This window comes from Evtepia sp. (genome assembly GCF_056797215.1).
Genome location: NZ_JBQILM010000014.1, coordinates 25,040 through 46,976, shown reverse-complemented (window position 1 = coordinate 46,976; position 21,937 = coordinate 25,040). Strand labels below are relative to the sequence as shown.

19 protein-coding genes are annotated in these 21,937 nt (G+C 61.8%); 4 read left to right on the top strand and 15 right to left on the bottom strand.

The features are described from left to right. Together ACTOZL_RS04730 and ACTOZL_RS04725 are read right to left on the bottom strand one after the other, a co-directional pair. A partial coding sequence (locus tag ACTOZL_RS04730; protein WP_482476969.1) for a V-type ATP synthase subunit I occupies positions 1-1,142 on the bottom strand: 1,142 nt, incomplete at its 3' end. A gap of 1 nt (position 1,143) precedes the next feature. After that, entirely contained in the window at positions 1,144-1,440 is a 297-nt protein-coding gene (locus ACTOZL_RS04725; protein ID WP_482476968.1) for a hypothetical protein, read from the bottom strand. A 397-nt stretch (positions 1,441-1,837) separates the two neighbouring features. On the opposite strand from ACTOZL_RS04725, the gene ACTOZL_RS04720 reads away from it, so the two are divergent. Further along, on the top strand, positions 1,838-3,406 hold the full coding sequence (locus ACTOZL_RS04720) for a cellulase family glycosylhydrolase (protein WP_482476967.1): 1,569 nt from the start codon (positions 1,838-1,840) through the stop codon (positions 3,404-3,406). A 940-nt stretch (positions 3,407-4,346) separates the two neighbouring features. Further along, the gene (locus ACTOZL_RS04715; RefSeq protein ID WP_482476965.1) at positions 4,347-5,153 is read left to right on the top strand and encodes an S-layer homology domain-containing protein; all 807 of its coding nucleotides are present in this window, start codon (positions 4,347-4,349) and stop codon (positions 5,151-5,153) included. Positions 5,154-5,613: 460 nt separating this feature from the next. On the opposite strand, the gene rny is transcribed toward ACTOZL_RS04715, so the two are convergent. Continuing rightward, entirely contained in the window at positions 5,614-7,161 is a 1,548-nt protein-coding gene (gene rny / locus ACTOZL_RS04710) for a ribonuclease Y (protein WP_482476963.1), read from the bottom strand. 372 nt (positions 7,162-7,533) lie between these two features. On the opposite strand from rny, the gene ACTOZL_RS04705 reads away from it, so the two are divergent. Together ACTOZL_RS04705 and ACTOZL_RS04700 are read left to right on the top strand one after the other, a co-directional pair. Then, positions 7,534-8,760, top strand: a complete 1,227-nt coding sequence (locus ACTOZL_RS04705) for a class I SAM-dependent rRNA methyltransferase (RefSeq protein ID WP_482476962.1) — start codon at positions 7,534-7,536, stop codon at positions 8,758-8,760. Between the two features lie 167 nt (positions 8,761-8,927). Continuing rightward, positions 8,928-10,277: a glycosyltransferase family 2 protein gene (locus ACTOZL_RS04700; RefSeq protein WP_482476961.1), complete on the top strand. Its 1,350-nt coding sequence runs from the start codon at positions 8,928-8,930 to the stop codon at positions 10,275-10,277. Positions 10,278-10,346: 69 nt separating this feature from the next. Here ACTOZL_RS04700 and ACTOZL_RS04695 read toward each other — a convergent pair whose 3' ends face one another. The 12 genes from ACTOZL_RS04695 to hfq form a co-directional block, all read right to left on the bottom strand. Continuing rightward, the gene (locus ACTOZL_RS04695; protein WP_482476960.1) at positions 10,347-11,054 is read right to left on the bottom strand and encodes a carboxymuconolactone decarboxylase family protein; all 708 of its coding nucleotides are present in this window, start codon (positions 11,052-11,054) and stop codon (positions 10,347-10,349) included. Positions 11,055-11,076: 22 nt separating this feature from the next. Next, complete coding sequence (locus ACTOZL_RS04690; protein WP_482476959.1) at positions 11,077-11,262, bottom strand: hypothetical protein; 186 nt, start codon at positions 11,260-11,262, stop codon at positions 11,077-11,079. A gap of 181 nt (positions 11,263-11,443) precedes the next feature. Continuing rightward, positions 11,444-12,700, bottom strand: a complete 1,257-nt coding sequence (locus tag ACTOZL_RS04685; RefSeq protein WP_482476958.1) for an acetyl-CoA C-acetyltransferase — start codon at positions 12,698-12,700, stop codon at positions 11,444-11,446. Between the two features lie 282 nt (positions 12,701-12,982). Beyond that, positions 12,983-13,792 (bottom strand): HAD-IIB family hydrolase, encoded by an 810-nt coding sequence (locus ACTOZL_RS04680; protein ID WP_482476957.1) that lies wholly within the window; start codon positions 13,790-13,792, stop codon positions 12,983-12,985. A gap of 95 nt (positions 13,793-13,887) precedes the next feature. After that, positions 13,888-14,805, bottom strand: coding sequence for an RluA family pseudouridine synthase (locus ACTOZL_RS04675; RefSeq protein WP_482476956.1), 918 nt, complete (start codon positions 14,803-14,805; stop codon positions 13,888-13,890). Next, complete coding sequence (gene lspA, locus ACTOZL_RS04670; protein ID WP_482476954.1) at positions 14,802-15,314, bottom strand: signal peptidase II; 513 nt, start codon at positions 15,312-15,314, stop codon at positions 14,802-14,804. Before lspA ends, ACTOZL_RS04675 begins: the two co-directional genes overlap by 4 nt. Positions 15,315-15,386: 72 nt before the next feature. Then, the gene (ileS, locus tag ACTOZL_RS04665) at positions 15,387-18,143 is read right to left on the bottom strand and encodes an isoleucine--tRNA ligase (RefSeq protein WP_482476953.1); all 2,757 of its coding nucleotides are present in this window, start codon (positions 18,141-18,143) and stop codon (positions 15,387-15,389) included. 166 nt (positions 18,144-18,309) lie between these two features. Next, complete coding sequence (locus ACTOZL_RS04660) at positions 18,310-19,020, bottom strand: DivIVA domain-containing protein (protein WP_482476952.1); 711 nt, start codon at positions 19,018-19,020, stop codon at positions 18,310-18,312. Between the two features lie 83 nt (positions 19,021-19,103). After that, on the bottom strand, positions 19,104-19,619 hold the full coding sequence (locus tag ACTOZL_RS04655) for a cell division protein SepF (RefSeq protein ID WP_482476951.1): 516 nt from the start codon (positions 19,617-19,619) through the stop codon (positions 19,104-19,106). 52 nt (positions 19,620-19,671) lie between these two features. Beyond that, positions 19,672-20,403 carry a YggS family pyridoxal phosphate-dependent enzyme gene (locus tag ACTOZL_RS04650; RefSeq protein WP_482476949.1) on the bottom strand — a complete coding sequence of 244 codons (732 nt, stop codon included), beginning with the start codon at positions 20,401-20,403 and terminating at the stop codon, positions 19,672-19,674. A 2-nt stretch (positions 20,404-20,405) separates the two neighbouring features. After that, on the bottom strand, positions 20,406-21,635 hold the full coding sequence (locus ACTOZL_RS04645; protein WP_482476947.1) for a biotin/lipoyl attachment domain-containing protein: 1,230 nt from the start codon (positions 21,633-21,635) through the stop codon (positions 20,406-20,408). A gap of 33 nt (positions 21,636-21,668) precedes the next feature. Beyond that, the gene (gene hfq / locus ACTOZL_RS04640) at positions 21,669-21,923 is read right to left on the bottom strand and encodes an RNA chaperone Hfq (protein ID WP_482476946.1); all 255 of its coding nucleotides are present in this window, start codon (positions 21,921-21,923) and stop codon (positions 21,669-21,671) included. Between the last annotated feature and the right edge of the window lie 14 nt (positions 21,924-21,937).

Below are 21,937 nucleotides of genomic sequence, written 5' to 3'. Positions count from 1 at the left end.
AACATCACCAGCCCATAGCCCATGTCCGCGAACATGAAGCCGTAGAACAGGGCGAAGAAGGGGAAAATCAGGGGGTTGGGGTCAATGCCCCCGTAGGCGGGGAGGGAGTACATCTCCGTAACCATGTTCATGGAGGCGATGAGCCGGTTGTTGCGCAGCAGCACCGGGGGCACCTCCCCCTCCGGGGGATTGGTGAGCTCCCAGGCACAGCCCTGCTCCTCCAAAATCGCCAGCACCCGCATCCGCTCCCGGGAGGGCACCCAGCCTTGGAGGAACACCACCGTACCGTCAGTGAGCAGCCGCTCCGTGGCGGCGGCCTTGGCCAGCTCCCCGTTGAGCCGGTCGGCGCACAGGCGCAGGCTCCACCCGGCGCTGCCCATCTTCCCCAGGCTTTCTTTCAATTCCTGCTGCTCCGCTTCCAGGGCGGAGAGCTGGGCGTCAATACGGGCGATGTTCTCCCCTGCCGTGCCGGTGAACTCCTTGAAGCTGTGGAGGCTGAAGCCGTGGCGGCGCAGGGCGGCCACCGCCGCCTCCCCCTCCTCCTTGTGGCACAGCAGGAGCAGGTAGTGCAGCTCCTTGTCTGTGGAAACTTCTGTCAGGGTGGCGGTGGGGGCGGCCTGGGCCAGGGCCGCTTCCAGCTCTGCCAGCACAACCCCCGCGGGGCACACGCCAAAGTTCAGTTGGGCATAGGCCGTCTCCCCGGTTTCCAGGGGCAGGTCCAGGGAGGCCCAGGGGCCCAGGCTCAGGCGCTGGGCCTGCAAGTGGCTGCTCTGGGCCTGGCTCTGGCGGAGCTTTTCCACATAGCTGTTGATTTCCCCGGCCTTTTTCAGGGCCTTGGTGAGGGTGCTGTCCCGGAGGAACACCCGCTCTTCCACCCCCCGGCGGCGGAGGAAGAGGCCCTTTTTCAGCCCCGCGTATTGCTGCAAGGCCTCCAAGGCGCTGGCCACCGACCCCTGCTGGCTGCGCAGCTGGTTCAGGGAGGCCCCGTCCCGGTGGAGCAGGGCCGTCCAGGCGGGGTCCGCCAGCTCCGTGGCCGGTTCGGTGATCTCCACACAGCCGGCACTGAGGAGCCGGGCTAAGAGCTCGTCCCGCTGCCGGGCCAGGCTGATCACCCGCAGCCGTTTCATTTTTGCAATGGCCATCTCAGTTCACGACCCTTCTCACGATCTCCCTGGCGGCCTGGTCCAAGCGCTCCCGGGCTGCCGCCCGGAGGGCCGCGCAGGCCTCCTGGCTCTCCTCTTGGAGCTGGACAGCCCGGCGGTTGGCCCGTTCCTCTGCCTGGGCCATCTGTTCCTTGGCCTGGGCCTCCACCTGGGCGCGGATGGATTCCAGGGCTTGCTTGCCCTCCCGCTCCGCCTGGGCCACCAGCTGCTTTGCCTGGGCGGCGGCTTCGCTTTTGCGCTGCCGCAGCGCCTCTTCCACCTTTGTCACCTGTTCCATGGCTTCCAACGACATTGCTTCACCCTCTTTCTCTCTCCCCCCGGTGGGGGGACGCCCATGGTTGGGCATGTTTCGCGTTTTCCTAATAACATATCCACTATAGCACAGGATGGGGGGGAAACCCCGCAAATCAGCGCGAGATGCGCCCCCCTTTCTTCCTTTGGGAAGGACGTACCTGGCAGTGCTATGGGAAAGAATGCTATTTCTACCTATTGTACCATTATACCTTTTATCATGGGAAAGTCAATCCCGGTCTCTCTGTTTTGGTGATTTACAGCACAAAAAACCCACACAAAGGGCTGTTAACAGGCGTTTTCCGGGGGAGGAAGCCCTTTCTTTTCTCTTTTGTATCTGCTAAAATGGAGGGGAAATCATCTCCTGGAAGGAGGCCCTCAGCATGAGAGCATACAAAGCCGTTCTATCCCTCTGCCTCTGCCTGCTCCTGGGCTGTGCCAGCGCCGGCGCCGCCTTCACCGATGTGGAGGCGGGGAGCTGGTATGAAAGCGCCGTCACAGAGATGGCGGGAAAGCAGCTCCTCACTGGCTACGCCGACGGCAGCTTCCGGCCCAACCAGACCATCTCCGCCGCGGAGTTTGTCACCATCACCGCCCGCACCGCCGGTGCCGCCCCCGGCCAGGGCCAGGGGGGCCATTGGGCGGCGGGGTATCTCCAAAGCGCCCTCCAAGGGGGGTGGTACGACTGGGATGAGCTCCCCCCCACCGGGGAGACCTTTGACCAGCCCATCCCCCGGCAGCTGGCGGTAAAAGTCCTGATGAAAGCCCTGCTCCCGGAAGTCCGGGGGGACTACAACACCGAGAGCGCCAAAATCAGCGACTTTTCCCAGCTCAACGGCCGTTACTATGAGGCGGTGTTGGCCGCCTACGCCTGCGGTGTGGTCCAGGGGGACGCCAACGGCGCCTTCCGTCCCACCAGCGGCCTGAGCCGGGCGGAGGCCTGCATCCTCATCCAGCGGGCGCAAGCCCTGTCCAACCAGGGCGAGGGGCCAGGGCAGCCGGAGGAGCCCACGCCCCCAGCCCCCCAGCCTCCGGAGCCGGGGCCTGCCATCCGGGGGGGCGTGTCGGAGAACGGCTGGCTGCAGGTGAAGGGGGCCCAGCTCTGCAACCAGGCGGGGCAGCCTGTGGCCCTGCGGGGGATGAGCTCCCACGGCCTGCACTGGTTCGGCCAGTTCACCAGCGCCCAGAGCATCCAAAACACCGCCCGCTATGGGGCCAATGTATTCCGGGTGGCCATGTACACCGGGGAGGGGGGCTATCTCTCCCAGCCCGCCCAGGTGAAGCAACAGCTCATCGCCGCCGCGGACGCCGCCATCGCCCAGGACATGTACGTGATTCTGGACTGGCACATCCTCTCCGACGGGGACCCCAGCGCCCACACCCAGGAGGCGGTGGCGTTCTTCACGGAGCTGGCCCAGCGCTACAAGGACTGCCCCGCTGTCCTCTATGAGATATGCAACGAGCCCAACGGGGGCATCAGTTGGAGCGGCAACGTGAAGCCCTATGCCCAGCAGGTGGTCAACGCCATCCGGGCCCAGTCCCCCAAGGGGGTCATCCTCATCGGCAGCCCCACTTGGAGCCAGGATATCCACCAGGCGGCGGCAGACCCGGTGGTGGGGGAGAATTTGATGTATACCCTCCACTTCTACGCCGGCACCCACGGCCAGGCATTGCGTGAGCGCATCGACGCGGTACGGGCCCAGGGCCTAGCGGTGTTCGTCTCCGAGTGGGGCACCAGCCGGGCCGACGGCAACGGCGGGGTGTTCTTGAACGAATCCGCCCAGTGGCTGGATTTCCTGGACCAGCGGGGGATCAGCTGGTGCAACTGGTCCCTGTGTGACAAGGACGAGACCTCCGCCGCCCTGCGCCCGGGCACCAGCCCCAACGCCCTGTGGGGGCTGGGGGACTTGACGGAGTCGGGACAGTTTGTGTTCTCCCGGTTTGGCAAGTGAGGGGGTGCTGCCCTCCGGCAAAGCCGGAAGGTTTCAGGCTGCCAAGGTTGACGGCTTATCTAAGCCACATAAACAACAAGCGGTATCCAGAACGCCACTGGATACCGCTTGTTTGCTGGATGAAAAACTTGTCAAAATCCCTTGCCACACCGGGCTTGGCTGTTGTATAATGAAACAGCCAAGCCCATTGGTAGGGGTTTGGGCAGAAGAGGCGCTGCCATAAACGGTGGGCGGTACAGCCAATCCTCCGAAAGGAGGTGAGGCACATGCCAATAACGCTTACGTTACATATCTTCGGATATACCGTAACGATTAAGATAAAAGGCAGAAACCGCCACCCTGGCCGGTGACGGTTTCATTGCAATGAAACGCTAAACTAGTTGGGGCTGTACCGCAACCGGCAGTGCCCTTCTGCGTCTATTATACCCCACTGGCCCCATTTGTCAAGGGTGCAGCGCAGGTTTTCTCCGGTGAGCCCTACCGTAGAAAACCAATATCTTTATAGGAGGAACCAACCATGAAGAAAAGAGTCTTAGCAACTACCTTTGCCCTGGCACTTTCCCTTTCCCTGGCAGTTCCCGTGGCGTCTGCGGCAGATACCCCCAGCGTAGAGTTCAATGTAAAGAACTCAGAAGCTCTGTTGCTCAGCGAGCCCAGCTTCCAAGTGAGAAATTGGGATTTATACTCAGAGGAAATTTCTGTTACAAAATTGCCAGAGGAAAGCTTTTCCCCTGAGTTCGTTTACCGTCTCCCTCTTGGTGTAAGCCTACGCCTCGCCACTGGGGGAGTCGACGATTCGTTCTACATCTCTGCCTGGTCGGACTCAGATGGTGACGGCGTTTATGACAGACGTGTCAATGAAATCGAATATAGTGTTTTGGATGAGGAGACCCTGGGTGTAACATCTCTCCTTTTCCCCGATTCTCACACCGGGCCATTGATGATGGACCAAGAATACGTGACTTATTTGGATCATTGGCCCGTGGCCGGGCACAACAGTGTTGACTTTACCTATACGAACCCCCAACCTGGGAACAACGCCAAGATAAGCTCCGCCTATCTTGCCAAAACTTTTGGCTCCGACACACTCATTGAGCTTTCTTATGTGGTCTCTGTTGACCCGGTAGAATATTTCACCTACTACTTCTTCCTCACCGACGAGAAGATTGACCCCGCCGACCTGGATAAGGACAACGTATCCCTCTCCAATGCCGGCGCAGTGGTGAGCGCCTGGGCGGTGGGCACCATCAACGCCGCCGAGACCGCCAACTTGGTCCCCGACTACCTCTGGGGCGCAGACCTCACCCAGAACGCCACCCGTAGTGATTTTGCCGGAGCCTCCGTAAAGCTCTACGAGGCCATGTCCGGCCAGAGTGCCCCCGATGTGACCCAGGTAGACCCCTTTGAGGATGCCAGCGACATCATCATCCGCCAGGCCTACGCCCTGGGCTTCATCAACGGCGTGGGCGAGGGCAAGTTCGCCCCCAACGCCCCCCTGACCCGGGAGCAGGCGGCGGTGATCCTGGCCCGTGTCTACGAAAAAGTCCACGACAGCATCCCTAGCAGCGGCAGCACCAGCTTTGCCGACGACGCCTCCATTTCCAGCTGGTCCAAGGATGCTGTGGCCTTTATGTCCGGCAAGGGCATCGTAGGCGGCGTAGGCAATAACCGCTTCGACCCCCAGGGGAACACCACCGGCGAACAGGCCCTGGCCATCGCCCTGCGGATGTTCCAGAACTTGAAATAAAGCCTTGACAAATGGCCCCCAGGCAAAGCGCCTGGGGGCCAAATTGATGAAAAATTGTCGAATACTCTTGCCACATCGGGCTTGGCTGTTGTATAATAAAACAGCCAAGCCCATTGGTAGGGGTTTGGGCAGAAGAGGCGCTGCCATAAACGGTGGGCGGTACAGCCAATCCTCCGAAAGGAGGTGAGGCACATGCCAATAACGCTTACGTTACATATCTTCGGATATACCGTAACGATTAAGATAAAAGGCAGAAACCGCCACCCTGCACGGTGACGGTTTCCGAGTAAACCTTAAACCCATGTAGGGCTGTACCGCAACCGGCAGTGCCCTTCTGCGTCTATTATACCGCGTTGGCCCCATTTGTCAAGGAAAACCTGCACACAGTCAACCACAGCCCCTGTATCATAAAAGCGGTATCCAGAACCCTCTGGATACCGCTTTGTCTGTGTTGTTTGCGTTACTTGGCGTACTCCACCACTTTGACCTCCCGGAGGAGATGCACCTTGATCTGGCCGGGGTATTCCAGCTCGTCCTCGATCTGCTTGGCGATGTCCCGGGCCAGGAGGGTCATTTCATCCTCGCTGACCACCTCGGGCTTCACGATGATGCGCACCTCACGGCCGGCCTGGATGGCGTAGGACTTCTCCACGCCCCGGAAGGAGGCGGTAACCCCCTCCAATTTTTCCAAACGCTTGATATAGTTCTCCAAATTCTCCCGCCGGGCGCCGGGTCGGGCGGCGGAGATGGCGTCGGCGGCCTGGACCAGGCAGGCGATCACCGTCTGGGGTTCCACATCGTTGTGGTGGGCGTGGATGGCGTGGATCACATCCTTGCTCTCCCGGTACTTCCGGGCCAGCTCCACGCCGATGGTCACATGGGAGCCCTCCACCTCGTGGTCCACAGCCTTGCCCAGGTCGTGGAGCAGCCCCGCCCGTTTGGCGGTGGCTACGTCCTCGCCGATCTCGGCGGCCATGAGGCCAGCCAGCTGGGCCACCTCGATGGAATGGTTGTACACATTTTGGCCATAGCTGGTGCGGTACTTCATGCGGCCCAGGAGCTTGATGAGCTCCGGGTGCAGGCCCATGACGTTGGTTTCCAGCACGGCCCGTTCCCCCTCGGCCTTGATGGTAGCGTCCACCTCTCGCTTGGCGGACTCCACCATCTCCTCGATGCGGGCAGGGTGAATCCGGCCGTCCAGGATCAGTTTTTCCAGGGCCAGCCGGGCAATCTCCCGGCGCACCGGGTCGAAGCAGGAGACAGTAATTGCCTCCGGGGTGTCGTCGATGATCAGGTCCACGCCGGTGAGGGTCTCCAAGGTGCGGATATTCCGCCCCTCCCGGCCGATGATACGGCCTTTCATCTCGTCGTTGGGCAGGGGCACCACCGAGACGGTGGCCTCCGCCACGTGGTCCGCGGCGCAGCGCTGGATGGCCAAGCCCACGATTTCCTTGGCCTTGTTGTCGGCCTCCTCTTTGTAGTGGGCCTCGAGTTCCTTGAGCTTCATGGCGGCCTCATGGGTCACCTCGGTCTCTAGCTTGTTGATGAGGTAGGCCTTGGCCTCCTCGGCGGTGAAGCCGGAAATCCGTTCCAAGGTCTCCATCTGCTCGGCTTGGAGCCGGGCGGTCTCCGCCCGGGCCTCTTCCAGGTTGGCGAGGCGGGCGTTGTAGGATTCCTCCTTGCGCTCCACGTTTTCCAGCTTGCGTTCTAGGGTCTCCTCCTTTTGCTGGAGCCGCCGCTCCTGTTCTTGGAACTGGTTGCGGTGCTCTTTCACCTCTCGCTCGTGATTGGTGCGCTCCGCCAGGATTTCTTCCTTGGCTTCCAGCAGGGCTTCCCGCTTTTTGTTCTCGGCACTTTTGATGGCCTCGTTGATGATACGCCGGGCTTCTTCCTCCGCGCTGATGATCTCCTTTTCCGCAACCTTCTTGCGGTAGAGGATCCCCACGGGGATGCCTATCACAAGCGCGACCAGGAAAGCGATCACGCCAATTAAAATGTACTGCGGCATAACAGTCGGGACACACCTCCATTTCTCTAAAATTTCGCATAAACATAAACTCACGACGGCGGGGGCAGCGAGGACCAGCCCGCCGGAGGAAACGAACAAATGACCCGGAACCAGGCTGGGGGCCTGGCCCACTGTTCGTATATTTATACTGAATTTATTTTACGTCCCAAAGCGCTCTCTGTCAAGAGAATTTGCGCACAAATGCAGGGGAAATCCGGCGGGAAAAGGCGGAAAGGGGCCCCGGATCAAAACTCGTCGTTTTTCGGCTTGAAATACTGGCGAAAAGGGGCTATAATCAAGGCGCGCTTGAAAAGGTTGTTTTCAAGTGTTTTGATATATCATCGCCCCTGATGAGCAAAGGAGGCTGACGCCATGACACAACGCCCCTATCCTGTCCTCCGGGTCAACGCCAAGGGGGAGCGCGCCCTGCGCAGCGGCCACCCCTGGGTGTACGGCGCGGAGACCAGCGGGCCCGGGACTCCCTATGAGAACGGGGACCTGGTGGATGTGGTCTCCCCCAAGGGCCGCTGGCTGGGGACGGGGTTTCTCAACGACCATTCCAAAATCCGGGTGCGCATCCTCTCCCGGAACACCAACGACCGTTTCGACCAGGCCTTTTGGCGGCGGCGGGTCCAGTATGCCCTGGACTACCGGAAAGCAGTCATGGGGCCGGACTTCCCCGCCTGCCGCCTGATCTTCGGGGAGGCGGACGCCTTCCCTGGGCTGACGGTGGACCTCTTCCAGGACATCCTGGTGACGGAGGTGCTCTCCCTGGGGATGGAACAGCGCCGGGACCTGCTGTATCCCCTGCTGGTGGAGTGCTTAGCGGCCATGGGCCAGCCCATCCGGGCCATCTATGAGCGCAGCGACGCCCCCCTGCGGGAGAAGGAGGGCCTCCCCCGCCAGGTGGGCTTCTACCCACTTCCAGGCCTTGCCACGGACCTGGACGGCCATGTGACCATCCGGGAGAACGGCATTGTCTATGACGTGGACTACATCAACGGCCAGAAGACTGGCTTCTTCCTGGACCAGAAATACAACCGCCGGGCAGCGGCGGCCCTGGCCCCTGGGCGGCGGGTGCTGGACTGCTTCACCCACACCGGGGCGTTCGCCCTGAACTGCGCCCAAGGGGGGGCGGCAGAGGTGACGGCAGTGGATGTGTCCCAAACCGCCGTGGAACAGACCCGGCGCAACGCCGCCCTCAACGGCTTGGAGGGCAAGGTGACGGTGCAGCAGGCAGACGTGTTCCAACTCCTCACCCAGCTGGGGGAGGGCAAGCAGCGGCCCTTTGACTATATCATCCTGGACCCCCCGGCCTTTACCAAAAGCGGCACTACGGTAAAGAATGCCTTCCGGGGGTATAAGGAGATCAACCGCCGGGCCATGCAGATTTTGCCCCGGGGCGGCTACCTGGCCACCTGCTCCTGCTCCCACTTCATGACGGCGGCGCTGTTGCGCCAAATGCTCCAGGAGGCGGCGGCGGACGCGGCGGTGCAGCTGCGGCAGATTGAGGAGCGCCGCCAGGCCCCGGACCACCCCATCCTGTGGGGCGTGCCGGAGACGGAGTATTTGAAGTTTTGGCTGTTCCAGGTAATTTAATGAAATTTTAAGATTTCTTTCTGATTTCTTAAGAGTTCTTAAAGAAAGCTTAATCTTACCCCTGTTTCATTTTAATAATTGTACTGGTATAATGCCTATAATGTAAAATAGTCCATATAGAAAAATAAGGGCCCTCCGGCCCTGCCAAGCAAAAGAAGGTGTTAAAAATGGAAATTGTACAACTTGTCAATATTGTCCTATCCATTATCTTTTTCATGTGTTACGCCTACCAGTTTGTCTACCTGGCCGTCCCCTTCCTAAAGAAGGACCAGCCCCACAAGCCAGAGACCCTGCACCGCTATGGCGTCCTCATCGCGGCACGAAACGAGGAGGCGGTGATTGGGAACCTGGTGGACAGCATCAAGGCCCAGGACTACCCCACGGAGCTGGTGACAGTATTCGTGGTGGCAGACAACTGCACAGACACCACCGCCGCCACGGCACGGCACGCCGGGGCAGTGGTGTATGAGCGCCAGAACAAGGAACAGGTGGGCAAGGGCTACGCCCTGAACTTCCTCCTGGACCACATCGACCAGGACTATAGCTTGGACAGCTTCGACGGCTTTTTCGTCTTTGACGCTGACAACCTCCTGAAGAAGGACTACATCAGCCAGATGAACCGGACCTTCTCCGACGGCTATGACGTCCTCACCAGCTATCGCAACTCCAAGAACTATGGCGACAACTGGATCACCGCCGGGTACTCCCTGTGGTTCCTCCGGGAGGCGGAGTACCTGAACCACGCCCGGATGCTCCTGGGCACCAGCTGTGCCATCTCCGGCACCGGCTTCCTCTTCAGCCGGGAGATTTTGCGGCGCTACGGCGGCTGGAACTTCTACCTGCTCACCGAGGACATCGAGTTCACCATCCACAGCGTCACCTCCGGGGTGCGCATTGGCTATTGCAGCGGGGCCATGCTCTTTGACGAGCAGCCCATCACCTTCCGCCAGTCCTGGCGGCAGCGGATGCGCTGGGCCAAGGGCTACCTGCAGGTCTTTGCCCACTACGGCACCAAGCTCCTGCGCAACATTTTCCGCAAGGGCGCGGGGAATTTCGCCTGCTTCGACATGCTCATGACCATCATGCCCGCCCTGCTGCTGGCGGTGGTGTGCATCGGGCTCAACACCGTGTTTGCCCTCACGGGGGTGTATGGCGGCAGCGAGGCCCTGGTGGCGTCCCTGCTGGGGCTGGGGCAGTCGTATCTGCTGCTGTTCTTCATCGGCGTGGTGACCACCATCACCCAGCGCGGCAACATCAATACCCCCACCTGGAAGAAGGTGGCCTACACCTTTACCTTCCCCCTGTTTATGCTCACCTATATCCCCATCGCCCTGTGTGCCCTGTTCCAGCGCCGGGTCCAGTGGCTGCCGGTGGAGCACAAGGTGAATGTGACCATCAACGACCTGGCCCCCAGCACCCCCGCCGCCCCTGTGGCCAGCGAGGAGCGGGTGGCCAGCAACAACTGGGCTGTCCCCCGCCGGGTGCTGCCGGCAGACCGGCAGGCAATCAGCAAGTGATCCAATCCACAAAAGGGCCACCCTGGGTAGGGTGGCCCTTTGTCCTGTCCACTTTGGGGGTTGCTCCTTTCACTTCGTCTGCTGCTGGGCCCATAGCTCCGCTGCCCGCTCCACGCAGGCAATGGCGTTCAGGCTCCGGGGGTAGCCGATGTAGGGCAGGCACTGGGAGACCACCTTGAGGAGGAAGTCCTTGTCCTGCCCCAGGTTCATGTTTGCCCTGGCGTGGGTGGTGAGCTGGGGGTCACATCCCCCCTGGGCGGACAGGAGGCAGAAGGTAATCAGCTCCCGCTGTTTTAGCGTTAGCCCTGTGCGGGTGTAGTAGTCCCCAAAGCAGTTGGCCGCCAGCCAGCGGTTGATGTGGTTTTCCTTCCAGGCCTCCAGCATATGGGGGCCGAAAATGGCCGCCTGGGTCTCCGCCCCTCGTTGGAGGCGGTTCTCCAAGGTGGTGGTGGCCTGTCCCGGCAGGGGGAGCGCTGCGCCGAGAGCCGCCAAAACCTCGTTGGTGGCCAGGAGGAAGGGCTTGACCCGTCCCCAGCCCAGGTAGTCCACCGCCTGGTACACCAGCTCTTTTACCATCACCGGGGTGAGGCCTGCCGCTAAGGCCTGGGGGAGCTGGTCCCGGTATACCTCTTGCCCCTGGCAGCCCAGGAGGGTGGCCAGGATGGCCAACTGGCGGGTATCCTCTGGAAGCTGCTGGCTGGGCTCCTGGGGGACTTCCTCTAAGCGGAAGTGGTCCAGGCGGGCCATAAATTCCGGGTCAGTTTTGTAAAGGTCCATGGTATGTGCTCCTTTCCATGTATCAAGACAGCGTGCCGTAGGTCTCGTCGTCCACCGGCTCTAGCCACTCATTGGAGGTCTCCTCCCCGGGGACGGTGAGGGGGTTTAGGTAAGACTTGCCGGTGAAATACTGCGCATATGCGCTGTTCTCCTGACCCAGGCCAAAGACGTTCTCCCGGGCAAAGGCTGCGCCATCTGTGGTTTTCATGCTCCATCGCTCCTTTTGTTTGGTTGTAATCAGTATACTGAAGGGCTGGGGAAATGTCTAATACTTATTTTTTATGGGCTCCTATGGTAAAAACGCATGGGTAGAAAAAACAAGGCCGCCTTTCCAGCTTGGAAAGGCGGCCTTGCCGCAGTTTAATGGACGAATCCCTTACGGGTGTGCCTTAGCACTTCTCAAAGATGGCAGCCACGCCCAGGCCGCCGCCGATGCACAGGGTAGCCAGGCCCTTCTTGGCGTCGGGACGCTTCATCATCTCGTGGAGCAGGGTGACGATGATACGGGCGCCGGAGCAGCCCACAGGGTGGCCGATGGCGATGGCGCCGCCGTTGACGTTGACCTTGGACATGTCGAATTCCAGCTCACGGGCAACCGCGATGGACTGGGCGGCAAAAGCCTCGTTGGCCTCGATGAGGTCCATATCCTTGATGGTCAGGCCGGCCTTCTCCATGGCCTGGCGGGAAGCGGGGATGGGGCCGGTGCCCATGATCTTGGGGTCCACGCCGCCCTGGCCCCAGGAGATGACCTTGAACAGGGGCTTCAGGCCGTACTTGTCCACAGCTTCCTTGGAAGCCAGGATGATGGCGGCAGCGCCGTCGTTGATGCCGGAGGCATTGCCGGCGGTGACGCGCTTGACGCCGATGTTGTCAGCGGAGGGGGTCATGTGGGTGGCCTCGAAGGTCATGTCCACCTTGTCCTTGGTGTTGTCGTCGGAGTTGGCAAACGCGCCCTTCAGGGAAGCCAGCTTTTCCAGGGTGGTGTCACGGGGGTCCTCGTCGGTGTCAAAGACGAATTCCTTCTTCTTCTGCTTCACGGTGACGGGGACGATCTCGTCCTTGAAGCGGCCGGACTGGACAGCGGCCACGGCCTTCTGCTGGGAGTTCAGGCCGAAGGCGTCCAGCTCCTCCCGGGTGATGCCCCAGATGTCGCAGATGTTCTCGGCGGTGGTGCCCATGTGGTAGTTGTTGTAAGCGTCCCACAGGCCGTCCTTGATCATGGTGTCGATCAGGGTGGTGTTGTTCATGCGGGCGCCCCAGCGGGCGGAGGGGATGGCGTAGGGGGCAGCGGACATGTTCTCGGTGCCGCCGCACATGATGAGGTCAGCGTCGCCAGCCTGGATGGCGCGGGCGCCCTCAATGACGGTCTTGAGGCCGGAGCCGCAGACCATGCTCACGGTGTAGGCGGGGACCTTCAGGGGCACGCCGGCCTTGACCATGCACTGGCGGGCCACGTTCTGGCCCTGGGCGGCGGAGAGGACGTTGCCGAACATGACTTCGTCTAACCACTCACCCTTGACGTTGCCGCGCTTGAGGGCCTCGGCGATCACGGTGGCGCCCAGGTCAGCGGCGGGGATATCCTTCAGGCTGCCGCCGAACTTACCCACTGCGGTACGGCAGGAGCTGATGACATATACTTCTCTCATGTGAATCGAACCTCCAAACAATATTTGCGGCCGCTGGGACCGCACAATGGACGATACATTTACCGAAATATTATACCGGGCAAGTCCACAAAAATCAACCGCTTTTTCTAAATTCCCGGAACTTTCTTCGCTTCGTGATTTCCCGGCAGTCAAGTATACGGAATCCGTTGGATTTTGCAGTATGAAAGATAAGAACGTGCCCTGACCTACGCCGGGGCACGTTCTTCAGAAGATATCGAGTTTTCACAGCAGAGTTGTCAACGGGGAAAACTTTGGCATGTCTCAATACCGCGCCTCCAAGTGTGCAATCAAGCTGGCAATACAGTGCTCGCTGCTGGGGGGCAGGATCACCGCCCCCCAGTCCTTCAGCTCCGCGTAGCAGTCCGCCGGGGCGAAGGGCACGGCGGCCACCTCTAGCATGGGCAGGTCGTTGAGGCCGTTGCCCACGCAGTAGAGGTTCTCCCCCTGGATGCCCAAATGCTGCGCCAGGCGCAGCACCGAGGTGCCCTTGTTGGCCCCCTTGGCGGTGACCTCTAGGAGCATGGGGTTGGAGAAGGTGACCTCATAGAGTTCCCCCCAGGTGGCCAACAGCTCTGCCTGGATGCGTTGCAGATAAGCGCTCTCCGGGTGTTGGAGGATCACCTTGATCCAGGGCAGGGGCATCTCTTGGAGTTCACAGGGTTGGGCCATGAGGCTGCACCGCTTTAGGTGCCGCCGGGTGACGTCATTGGCCCGGTAGGTGTAGATCCGGTCCCCGTGGTAGGCCTCCACCCCCACCTCAGGATAGGCCCGGCACAGGGCGGCCAGGTGTTCCGAGGCCTCTAGGGGCAGGGGCCGCTGCCAAAGGAGCTTTTCCGCCTGGAAGTCGTAGATGGTGGCCCCGTTGGCCAGCACCACCGGGGCGTTTACTGGCAGGTCCTCCTGCTCCATCTGGATGGCGAAGTTGCGGTAGGACCGCCCGGTGGAGATGGTAAACAGCCCCCCCTGCTCCACAAAGTGGCGGATGGCGGCGCGGTTTTCCCGGGAAATGCTTTGGTCGTATAGGGTGTCGTCGTAGTCGCTGGCCAGCAGCACGCCGGAAAATTTACACATGGGGGCTCCCTCCTCACCTGTCCGGGGCCGGCAGCCCCTTATATTTGCTCGTAAACGGGTAATATCTCCATAAAATAAAGGAGATATTACGTATTTTAACGGATATGGCGGCACCTTGTCAAGACCGCGGCAAAGTAGGGGGGCAGGGGACATTCCAGGGTGATCGCCTCCCCGCTGCGGGGGTGGCGGAAGCTGAGGGTCCGGGCGTGGAGGCATTGCCCCGCCAGCTCCGGGAAGCCCCGGCGCACCCCGCCATACACCGGGTCCCCCAGCACCGGGTGCCCCTGGGCGGAGAGGTGGACCCGGATTTGATGGGTGCGCCCGGTTTCCAGGCGGCAGGCCAGATGGGTGTAGCCGGGGAAGCGCTCCAACACCTGCCAGTGGGTGACCGCCTCCCGGCCGTTGTAGTGGTTCACGGCCATTTTCTTCCGCTGCGTGGGGTGGCGGGCGATGGGCAGGGCAATGGTCCCCTGGTCCTCCCGGAAGCCCCCTACCACCACGGCCTCATACCCCCGGTAGAGGGAGTGGTCTTGGAGCTGGGCGGTGAGGCCCAGGTGGGCGGCATCGTGTTTGGCGGCGATGAGCAGGCCGCTGGTGTCCCGGTCGATGCGGTGGACAATCCCTGGCCGCAGGGCCCCGTTGATGCCGGAAAGGCTGTCCCCGCAGTGGTGGAGCAGGGCGTTTACCAGGGTGCCGTCAGGGTGGCCGGGGGCGGGGTGGACCACCAGCCCCACAGGCTTGTTCACCACAATCACGTCGTCGTCCTCATACACCACGTCTAAGGGGATGTCCTGGGGCCGCAGGTTGGCCACCGGCTCCGGGTCGGGGATGTGGACCTGGATTTGCTCCCCCGCTTGCAGCCGGTGGTTCTTTTTCAGGGCCTTTCCATCCAGAAAGACCCGCCCCTCCTCCAGCAGGCGCTGGGCGGCGGAGCGGGTGAGCTGGTCCAGGGCCTGGGACAGGAACTGGTCTGCCCGGAGGCCGGAGGTGGGGACGGTGAGGGTGACAGTCATCTCTTCGCCCCCTTCTTCGCCTTGGTGGAGGGCTCATCCTTCCAGAGGAAGATCAGGTGGATGCTCAGGAGGATGCCGCCTCCTACCACCCCGATGTCCGCCACGTTGAACACGGCAAAGTTGATAAAGCTGGTGGCAAACATGTCTGTGACGAAGCCCAGCAGGGCCCGGTCGATGAGGTTCCCCACAGCCCCCCCCAGCATCAGGGCCAGGGCCAGGCGGCCCCGCCAGTGGGGCAGGAAGTCCCGGGCCAGGGCCACCGCCAGCGCCGCCCCCACTACGGCAGAGAGCAGGGCCAGGAACCAGGTGTGGCTGCTGAGCATGGAGAAGGCCGCGCCGGTGTTGCGCACGTAGGTCAGGTCCAGCCCTGGCAGGAAGGGGTGGAGGTCCCGGTATAAGATGGTGTGGCGCACCAGGAGTTTTACCAGCTGGTCCACCACCACCCAGGCGATGGCCAGGATCAGATAGCGCCTGGGGGCGCGGAATTTGGGCTGCTTTTGTTTGTCCATGGAACTCCTCCTCTCTATATGGCCATGCGGCCGGCGCAGGGCCGGCCGCATAGATGGGGTATGGTAGGGATATCAGCCGCGCCCAATCACACGGGCACAGCGGGGGCAGAGGTCGCCGCTGACTGAGGGCAGCACCTTCCAGCAGCGCTGGCACTTCTCCCCCTGGGCGTTCTCCGCCTGGACTTCCAGCGCCCCCTGGCCCTTGGCCAGGGCCACCTGGGAGACGATGAGGATATCCGCCAAGGCATCCTCGTCCATCTCCGGCAGCAGGAAGCTGTCTGGGTCGGCCACAGTGAGGGTCACCTTGGCCTCTAGGCTCTTGCCCAGCTTCTTCTCCTTCCGGGCGGTTTCCAGCACACCGTTGACGGTGTCCCGCACCCGGATCACCTCCGCCCAGCGGCCCATGGCGGCGTCGTCCAGGGCGTAGGCGGTGAAGGGCTGGTTCATCTCGTTGAAGAGCACGTTGCGCCCGTCGTCCTGGCTGCGGTGGGGCATGGCCAGCCAGATTTCGTCGCAGGTAAAGGCCAGGATGGGGGCGAAGAGCTTGGTCAGGCTGTCCAAAATCAGCCACAGGGCCGTCTGGGCGCTGCGCCGGCCCAGGCCGTCCTTTTCCTCGCAGTAGAGCCGGTCCTTGATGATGTCCAGATAGAAGCTGGACAGCTCCACCACGCAGAAGTCGTTGATGGCGTGGGATACCACATGATATTCAAAGTTATCGTATGCGGTGAAGCAGCGTTGGATGAGCTGGTTTAGCTTGGTGATGGCCCAGCGGTCCAGCCCCACCATCTCCTCCGGCTGCACCAGCTTGTTGGGGTCGAAGCCGTCCAGGTTGCCCAGGCAGTACCGGGCGGTGTTGCGGAATTTCAGGTAGTTCTGGGAGAGCTGTTTGAAAATCTTATCGGAGCAGCGCACGTCCACATGGTAGTCGGCGGAGCCGGCCCAGAGGCGGATCATGTCCGCGCCGTATTTGTTAAAAATGTCGGCGGGGTCCACGCCGTTGCCCAGGGACTTGTGCATGGCCTTGCCGTTGCCGTCCACGGTCCAGCCGTGGGTGATGCACACCTGGAAGGGAGCCCCCTTGCCCAGGGCGCCCACAGCGGTGAGCAGGCTGGACTGGAACCAGCCCCGGTACTGGTCCAAGCCCTCCATGTAGACGGTGGAGGGCCAGAAGTTTTGGTCCTTCTGCATGGAGGCAAAGTGGGAGGAGCCGGAGTCGAACCAACCGTCCAGGGTATCCTCCTCCTTGGTGAAGCCGGCGGACTTGCCGCAGTGGGGGCAGGAGAAACCGGCGGGGAGGATATCGGCGGCCTCCATCTCATACCAGGCGTTGGAGCCCTTCTCCCCAAAGAGCTTGCTGACGGCGGCGATGGTCTCGTCGGTGCAGATGGGCTTGCCGCAGTGGGCGCAGTAGAACACGGGGATGGGCAGGCCCCAGCGGCGCTGGCGGCTGATGCACCAGTCCGCCCGCTCCCGGATCATGGACTTGATGCGCTCAATGCCCCAGCCGGGGACCCAGCGCACGTCGTCGCAGGCGGCCACGGCCTCCTCCTTGAAGGACTCCACGGAGCAGAACCACTGGGGGGTGGCCCGGAAGATGATGGGCTTCTTGCAGCGCCAGCAGTGGGGATAGCTGTGGACGATCTCCTCGCTGGCAAAGAGGGCCCCGCTCTTCTTCATATCCTCTAGGATGATGGGGTTGCTCTCTTCGGTTTTCAGGCCGGCGTAGGGGCCGGCATAGTCTGTGTGGCGGCCCCGGTCGTCCACGGGCACCACCATGTCGATTTTGTAGCGCTTGCAGGTCTCGTAGTCGTCGGCGCCAAAGCCGGGGGCGGTGTGGACGCAGCCGGTACCGGAGTCCATGGTGACGTACTCGGCGGTACACAGCTGGGAGGTTTTGGGCAGGAAGGGGTGCTGGGCCTGCATGTATTCAAAGTCCTGGCCCTGGAAGCTGGCCACCGTCTCGTAGTCGGCAAAGCCGCCGGCCTCCATGACCTTTTTGCACAGGGCTTCCGCCAGGATATACTGCTCCCCGTTGCTGGCCTTCACCAGCAGGTAGGTCTCCCGGGGGTGGACGGCAATGGCCAGGTTCCCCGGCAGGGTCCAGATGGTGGTGGTCCAGATGAGGAAGTACATTTTGGACAGGTCGCCATACTGCCCCAGCTTGCCCTGGTCGTCCTTCACCTGGAACTTCACATAGGCGGTGGTGCAGGGGTCGTCCTGATACTCGATCTCCGCCTCCGCCAGGGCGGTTTCATCGCTGGGGCACCAGTACACAGGTTTTAGGCCCTTGTAAATGTAGCCTTTCTTGTACATCTCCCCAAAGACCTTGACCTCCTCGGCCTCAAAGCCGGGGTCCATGGTCTTGTAGGGGTGGTCCCAATCCCCGATGACCCCCATGCGCTGGAAGCCCTCCATCTGCACGTCGATGTAGTGCTGGGCGAAGTCGCGGCAGGCGGTGCGGAACTCCGGCACGCTCATGGCCTTGCGGTTGAGCTTGTTCTGCTTGATGATGGCGGACTCAATGGGCATGCCGTGGTTGTCCCAGCCGGGGATGTAGGGGGTGTAGTACCCCCGCATGGCGGCGGTGCGGACGATGAAGTCCTTGATGGACTTGTTCAGGGCGTGGCCCATGTGCAGGGCCCCGTTGGAGAAGGGGGGGCCGTCGTGGAGGGAGTAGAGGGGCTTGCCCTTGTTCTTCTTCAGCAGCTCCCCATAGACGTCGATCTTCTTCCAATGTGCCAGCATGTCCGGCTCCCGCTGGGGCAGGCCTGCCCGCATGGGGAAGTCGGTTTTTGGCAGGTTGATGGTGGCGTTGTAATCCTGTGCCATAACTGTGTATCCTTCCTCTCTGCTTCCTCTCCCGCTGGAAAGACATTCGGCGGCGGTCATCCCGCCGCCGAATGTAAGAAGCATGAACATCGTTTATTTTCAGCCTCGCTGAGGGCGCCCCCGGAGGGTACACCCAGTCCGGCAAAAAATGCTTGCATTTTTTGCGTCACTCTATTTCATAGTCCTTGCCAAATTCAATCTGGTCGAACACCCGGGTGTCCCCTGGGCCGTCTGGGGCGGCGTCGGGAACCGGGGCGGGTTCGTCCAAAATTTTGGCCATGTTGGCCTGGATGTCCTGGGCCATGCGCTGTTCGCCCCCGGCGGTGGCTGGGGCAGCCGGGGCGGCCGGTGTGGGGGGCGGGGCCACCTGGGCTTGGAGCTCGGAGAGGTTGCCGATGAAGGTCAGCTCCTTGGCGTAGAGCTCCTTGAGCCGGTCCACAAAGGTGGTGGTTGAGCTGCGGGCGGTTTCCAGGCGCAGCTCCTCGTTGGCCAGGGCGGCCTTGGCGTCCTCAATCCGGGCGCGGATGGCCGCTTCCTCCTGGGCCAGGGCGCTGCGGGTCTCCTGGCTGCGCCGCTGGAGCTCCACCACGGCTTCGTTGATGGTGGCCTGTTTCCGGGCCTCACCCTCCCGGATGAGCTCCTCGGCCATTTTCTGGGCGGAGTGCAGCGCCCGGCGCATGGCTTCCTCCGTGGCGCGGTATTCCTCCACCTTATCCACCAGCACCTTCAGCTTCCCCTTTAAGGATGCGTTCTCCTGGAAAAGCTCCCGGTAGTTGGCAATGAGGTTATCCAGAAAGGCATCCACCTGGGGCATGTTATAGCCGCCAAAGGAGGCTTTCGGGAAGACATGGCCTTCCGCTTCCTGGGGTGTCATCATATCTTGGGTCACTCCTATCCCTGTCTGTCTTTGTGGGCCTAACCTGCAATATGGGAACACCCACCAGCCCAACGGGCCTTAGCTTAGAAATACAGCCCGTTGTTTTCCAATTCGTCGATCAGATCCCCCATGATGTCCACATTATAGGGGGTGACGATGTATGTCTGCATGGCCACCTTTTTGATCTGCCCCTCCTGGGCGTAGGCCACGCCGGAGAGGAAGTCCAGCAGCCGCCGGGCGATGGCCGGGTCGGCTTTTTCCAGGTTGAGCACCACCGTGCGCTTGTCCCGCAGGTGGTCGGCGATGTCCGAGGCGTTTTCAAAGCGCTCGGGCTTCACCAGGACCACTTGGAGCTGGGCGGTGGTGTGGATGTTCACCACCTTGCCGTTGCCCCGGGGCTGGGCAGCGCCGGGGAAGTCGTTGGTGGCGTAATTCTGCCGCCGGGGCGGCTCATCTCGGGGGGGAGGCGGAGGGGCGGGCTCGTCCTCTTCCACGTCCTCCTCCCGGTCGTCATATTCGTCGTCTTCATATTCCTCGTCGTCCTCCATCTCGTCGTCATACGGATGGGCCAGGCGTTTGATCTCGTCAAAAAATCCCATGGTATCTGGTAACCCCCTATACTCTCCTGGCGGCGCCCGCGGGGCCGCGGCCTCAGCCCTGGGGATGCCAGGGGGGACGGGCGCCGAAGAGGGCCGTGCCCACACGCACCATGGTGGAGCCGCCCTCAATTGCCAGCGGATAATCTCCACTCATACCCATGGAGAGGCAGTCAATCGTAGAGTTATTATCCTCTAATTTGTCCTTCATGTCAACAAAAAGCTGATAAGTTTCTTGGAAAAAGCCGCGATTTTCCTCCTCTGACGCCGTGGCGGGGGGGATACACATCAATCCCCGCAGGCGCAGGTGGGGGCAGGAGAGGGCGTGCTGGGCCAGGGGGAGCACCTCATCGATGCCTGCGCCGCCCTTGCTCTCCTCGTCGCCGATGTTCACCTCTAGGAGGATGTCCTGGACGATGTCCAGCTTGGCGGCCTGCTTTTCCACGGCGTCCATCAGGCGGGTGGAGTCGATGGACTCGATCATGTCCACCTTACCCACCACGAATTTCACCTTGTTGGTTTGGAGATGGCCGATGAAGTGGACCCGGGCCCCCTCATAGGCGTTGTCCTCCAAATGGGCCACCAGCTCCTGGACCCGGTTCTCTCCGCACACGGTGATCCCCGCCTGGATGGCGTTGCGGATGGTGTCGGAGGTCTGGACCTTGGTGGCGGCCACCAGGGTGATTTCGGAGACGTCCCGTCCGGCGCGCTGGGCGGCCTGCTGCATGGTTTCCCGCACCGCTGCCACGTTGGCGGCAATGCTCTCATAGCTCTTGGTTTCTGGCATAGCTAACGTACCACCTTTCCGTTATAGAGTTCCACCGAGGAGACGATCACATCGTCCCCGGTTTTCAGGACCCGTTTGTCGTCCACGTCCTTGGGGGCGGCCCGGACCAGGTAGAAGTCGTCGTCCTCGGCGAGGATGCGCACCGGCCGGAAGCGGGCGGTGTAGCCCACGGCCACATAGACCCCCGTCTCCCCCTCTTCGTTGATATACAGGGCCTTTTTGGAGACCCGGATCCCTTCGTTGGTACGAAAGACCACCCGGCAGCTCTCCTGGCGCAGCCCGGCGGCCTCCTCCGCGTTTTGGGAGGAGCGCAGCAGCACCAGGGCCTGGTCCTCCACGGTTTCGCCCACGGAGGCCACGGTCATGGTGAGGGTGGTGGCCAGGGCGTCGAAGTAGACCTGCACCTGCTTGCCGGCGTAGAAGTTCTGGGCGGAGGTGCCGTCCATGGCCACGGCGTAATACCAGGTGGTGTTGGTGATGATTTTGCCCAGGTAGCCGCTGTTGTCCAGGGGCGTCAGGTTTGCCAGCTCCGCCAGGCCCTGGACGCTGATGCCGTCCAGGCTGTCGGGGTTGAGCAGGCTTTCATAGCCGTCCAGCTGGGTGGAGAACACCCCGGCGGCGGCGGCGGTGATGGTGGTGACGCCGCTGTTGCTGCTTTGCAGGGCGCGGTACTGGGCCCCCAGCTCCCCCGCCGCCTGGTTCATGGCCCCGGCCCCTTCGCTGGACACCAGGTATTCCCGGCGCAGCACCAGCTTGCGGTAGGTCTCCGTCTGCTGGGCCAGGTCGGTGTAGTTGCCGCTGGACGCGGAGGTGCGCAGGGCCACCATGGCCCCGCGCATCTGGTTTTCCAGGGCCACGCCGGAGGGAGACTCATTGTGGATGGCATATTGCAGGGCGGTGAGCTTTTTGCCGGTTTCCAGCAGCTCCGCCTGGTGCTTTTCGTACTCCTCGTCCTGGTAGACCACGGCGATGGTGGAGTCCTTGGCCACCCGTTCGTTCTCCTCCCGGTTGCGCTGCACCAGGCCCTCCCCGGAGGCCACCGGGATTTCCGAGCGCACCACCCAGCCCTGGGCCAGGGCGCTGCTCTCCATGGTGTCGGTATAGGCGGCGGTGAAGGTATAGGGGTTGCGCAGGCCAATCCACACGGAGAAGATCAGGTAGAGCACGAAAGCCACGATCACCGCGGGGATGAGGATGCGGGTATACAGTTCGCCCGGCTTTTTTTCTTCCATAGATGTAAGTTTCCTCTTCTGGATACAGGCCCCTTACTCGGCGTCGCCCTCCTCACTGTCCCAGCTCAGGGGCCGCTCCGGGATGATGGTGGAGATGGCGTGCTTGTACACCATCTGCTGCTTGCCGTCGCTGTCGATGATGACCACAAAGGCGTCGTAGCCCCGGATTTCCCCCCGGATTTGGAAGCCGTTGACCAAAAACATGGTCACCCCCATCCGGCTGCGGCGGAGCTTGGCGAGAAGGTTGTCCTGTAGGTTCCGTTTCTTAACTTGTGTTGCTGTCTGCATGGTGACGCACTCCT